Raw genomic sequence first — 3,858 nt, forward strand, 5'->3', positions numbered from 1 at the left:
GGCCGGGTGGGTGGGCTGCGCAGGGGGCGCTGCAAGTACGTCCATGTAAGCTCGGTCGCCGCATCCATGCGGCTCACGCCCCTGCGCAGCCCACCCACCCGGCCACGGACACATTGCGGCGGCGTCCCACCACGGAATCAACAGAAGAATCAAAGGCCAACGCGGGTCGCTGCGCTCGGTGGATCCACGCCATGCGTGGATGGCGTGGACCACGGTAGTGCCGGCCGCTGGCCGGCACCTCGGTAACGTCTGGTCTGCGCCTACGCCCAGGCCTTCGGCCGTGCCAACAGCCACGCCGCGCTCACCGCCAGCAACAGCAACGGCAACCAGCCCAGCTGGCTCGGGCCACTGGCCTGCAGCAGCACACCGCCTGCTACGCCACCGGCGGCAATCGCCAGGTTCCAGCCGGTCACCAGCATCGACTGCGCCAGGTCGGCGGCAGCACCGGCACGGCGTGCGAGCGCGGTCTGGAACAGGGTCGCAACCGACCCGAACGCCACGCCCCACAGGATCGTTGCCAGCAGCAGCGGTGTGGCCTGTCCTGGCCACAACAGCAGGGCCAACACCGGAAGAATGAAACCGATCACGGCCGCCCACACCAGCGTGCGCAGATGACGGTCCACGCCCCAACCGGCAATGCCGATACCAACGATGGCAGCCACGCCGAAGGCCAGCAGCAGGCGGTCCAGCCACCGGCCGGCGCCGGCCTCCACCGCCAGCGGTTCGATGTAGGTGTACAGCACGTTGTGCGCCAGCACGTACAGCACCATCACCGCCAGCGCGCTGCGCACGCCGGGCATGCGCCACACCGTACCCAACGACATGCGCTGACCGGCCGCGGCCGCCGGTAACGCCGGCAATGCCCAGCGCGCGTACGCCAGCAGGCCGACACCCAGCACGCTCATCAACGCGAACGCCCAGCGCCAGCCGATCTGCTGGCCCAGCAACGTGCCCGCCGGTACGCCCAGCGACAGCGCCAACGGCGATCCAACCATCGCCACCGCAATTGCCCGGCCTTGCAGCGACGGCACCACCATGCGCGCCGCGTAGCCGGCCACCAACGACCACAGCAGGCCACCACTCACACCGGCCAGGAAACGCGCGGCAAGGATCAGCGGATAGCTGCTGCTCACGGCGGTCAGCGTGTTGACCACCACGAAGCCGGCAATGGCGGCCAGCAACAAGGGGCGTCGCGGCAGGCGCTGGGTCAACGCGGTCATCGGCAGTGCGGCCATCACCGATCCCAGCGCGTACACGCTGACCAGCTGGCCCACCGCCGCATCACTCACGCCCAGGCTCTCGCCCATCGGCCGCAGTACACCGGCCGGCAGGGTTTCGGTCAGCAGGGTGATGAAGCCGCCGCCGGCCAGCGCCAGCAGCCCCGCCCACGGCAGGCGCGTGGCTTCACCGGCCGGGCTGGCCGCATCAATGGCATGGCCGCTCATCGCGCAGCCTCCAGATCAGCGTAGACCGCGTCACGCAGCTCATCAACGAAGGCACCGTCCATGCCTTCGTACAGGGTGTTGGTCAGCGCCACCACGCTCAGCCCACGCGCAGGATCGACAAACCAGCTATGGCCGTAGGCACCGCCCCAGTGCCAGGTGCCTTCGCTCTGCGGTGTGCCACTGGCGGCGGCATCGCGCAGCACCGCAAAGCCCAACCCGAAGCCCCAGCCGGCCGGTTCCGGCGGCCCCTGCTCGCCCACCTGCGGGCTGGCCATCTCCGCCACCAGCGCGGGCGGCAACAGATTCGAAGCTTGCACATCGCGCAAGGCCTCCAACACCGCCATCACCTCGTCGGCGCTGCCAATCAGTCCAGCACCGGCCGAAGGGAAACGGCTGGCATCGGTAGCACGGGCGAGGCTGTACTCGATGCCGACCGTACCCTCGAACGGTGCGACCACTTCGCCTTCCTGCAGGCGATGCGGCTGCGGCGTGTCACTCACATACGGCGTGGCCAGCCGTGCGGCATCGGTGGTCGCGAATGCGGTGTCGGCCAGCCCCAGTGGCGCGGCCAACAAGTGCTCGAACAGTGCCTGCAGCGTTTCACCGGTCGCGGCTTCAGCCACGGCGCCCGCGACGTCCACGCCCAACGAGTACAACCATTGGCTGCCCGGCGCGAACAACAGCGGCGCCTGCGCGATGCGATGCACGTTGTCGGTCAGCGTCAGCGGATTCGCATCCATGCCATCGCTGACGCCGGCCTGTGCGTACGGGCCATCCGCATTGGCTTCGAGGAAGCGGTAACCCAGCCCGCTGCTATGGCTGAGCAGTTGGCGCAGGCTGATCGGCGGCGTGCTGCCATCGGCCAGCGCCGGGCGGAAGTCCGGCAGCCAGCGCTGTACCGGCGCATCCAGGTCCAGCACGCCTTCGGCTACCAGGCGCAGGATCACCGTGGTCAACAGCGGCTTGCTGACCGATGCCAGCCGGAACAACTGATCGCGCTGCATCGGCGTGGCCGACTCGCGATCGGCCAGCCCGGTCGCGCTGGCGTGGCGCAGCACACCGTGCTCGCGCACCAGCACCACCGTACCGACCAGGCGCTGTGGGTGGACCTGCTGCAGCAGCCGCTGCACCGACGGCAGCGTCGGCGCAGGTGCAAGGGAAGGAACAGCGTTCATCGCGGTGATCCGTGGGGAGAGGCCCGCCACGTTAGGCACCACGCCCTCGTGCAAAAAGCCGGTTGCCGCTCCGGGCATCATGGACCGTGCAGTCCGCAATCGGCATGATGGCCGGAACTGCAAGGCCGCAACGGGCTCCACACCACTTCGCACCACAGTGTTGCGATGGCGGAGCCGTCCGCTACAGCCGCGCCGACCTACCCTGCCGCTTTCATTGCCCGCACGCCCATGTCAGTCCTGGACAACCTCGCCAATCTGCAGACCTTCGTGCACGCGGCCGACACCCGCAGCTTCGTCGAGACCGGGCGCCTGCAGGGCATCTCGGCCTCGGCCGCCGGCAAATGCGTTGCCCGGCTGGAACAGGCACTGGGCGTGCGCCTGTTCCACCGCAGCACGCGCAGCATCACCCTCACCGCCGAGGGCCAGCTGTTCCTGGCACGCTGCCGGCGCATCCTCGACGAGCGCGATGCCGCGCGCACCGAACTGGCGCAACCGCATGCCGCACCAAGTGGCACGCTGCGCATCGGTCTGCCGCTGGTGGGTGATCTCACTCTGCCACTGATGGCCGAGTTCATGTCCGCGTATCCGGACATCCGCCTCGATCTGGATTTCAGCGACCGCCTGGTCGATGTCATCGAGGAGGGTTTCGATGCCGTGCTGCGCGTCGGCGAGCCCAGCGACTCACGCATGAACGCACGACGCCTGGGCGTGTTCCCACGCCGCATCGTCGCCTCGCCGGCGTACCTGCAGCGGCGCGGCACGCCGCGCACGCCGGCCGATCTGATGCAGCACACGCTGCTGCACTATCGCTTCCCCAGCACCGGCAAGCTGGAACTGTGGCCGATCCACTGGCCCGACCATGAAACACCGCAGGAACTGCCGGTACACATGGTGGCCAATACCATCGAAGCGCGGGTGGCGCTTGCATTGCGCGATATTGGCCTGGCATTCGTGCCGGTGCACTCGGTGCGCGATGCACTGGCCGATGGACGCCTGCTGACCGTGCTCGACGAGCATGTGCACTCCTGCGGCATCTTCCACCTGCTGTGGCCGTCGGGCCGCCACGTGCTTCCGAAGCTGCGGGCATTCATCGACTTCGTCAGCGCGCGCCTGGAAACCGTGCCGTAGGCCGGTAGATCCGCGCTCGATGGCCGTGCCACGTAGAGTCGAGGGGGGGGGGGGGGGGGGCGACACCACTCGCGCACGAGCCAGGAGGGCAAGCGCGGGGGCGCCGGGGG

Annotated in this window: 3 protein-coding genes; 1 reads left to right on the forward strand and 2 read right to left on the reverse strand. The window is 68.9% G+C overall.

The window, feature by feature from the left end:
• Window positions 1–260 precede the first annotated feature (260 nt).
• Together V3B64_RS19505 and V3B64_RS19510 are read right to left on the reverse strand one after the other, a co-directional pair.
• A complete protein-coding gene (locus V3B64_RS19505; RefSeq protein WP_329914743.1) occupies window positions 261–1,445 on the reverse strand; it encodes an MFS transporter in 1,185 nt (394 codons plus the stop codon).
• A complete protein-coding gene (locus tag V3B64_RS19510) occupies window positions 1,442–2,620 on the reverse strand; it encodes a serine hydrolase domain-containing protein (protein ID WP_329914744.1) in 1,179 nt (392 codons plus the stop codon). The genes V3B64_RS19505 and V3B64_RS19510 overlap by 4 nt, the downstream gene beginning before the upstream one ends.
• 228 nt (window positions 2,621–2,848) lie before the next feature.
• Between V3B64_RS19510 and V3B64_RS19515 the strand changes: the two genes are divergently transcribed.
• On the forward strand, window positions 2,849–3,748 hold the full coding sequence (locus V3B64_RS19515) for a LysR family transcriptional regulator (protein WP_164225712.1): 900 nt from the start codon (window positions 2,849–2,851) through the stop codon (window positions 3,746–3,748).
• Window positions 3,749–3,858 lie beyond the last annotated feature (110 nt).

This window comes from Stenotrophomonas sp. SMYL86, from assembly GCF_036320025.1.
Taxonomy (GTDB): Bacteria; Pseudomonadota; Gammaproteobacteria; order Xanthomonadales; family Xanthomonadaceae; genus Stenotrophomonas; species Stenotrophomonas maltophilia_A.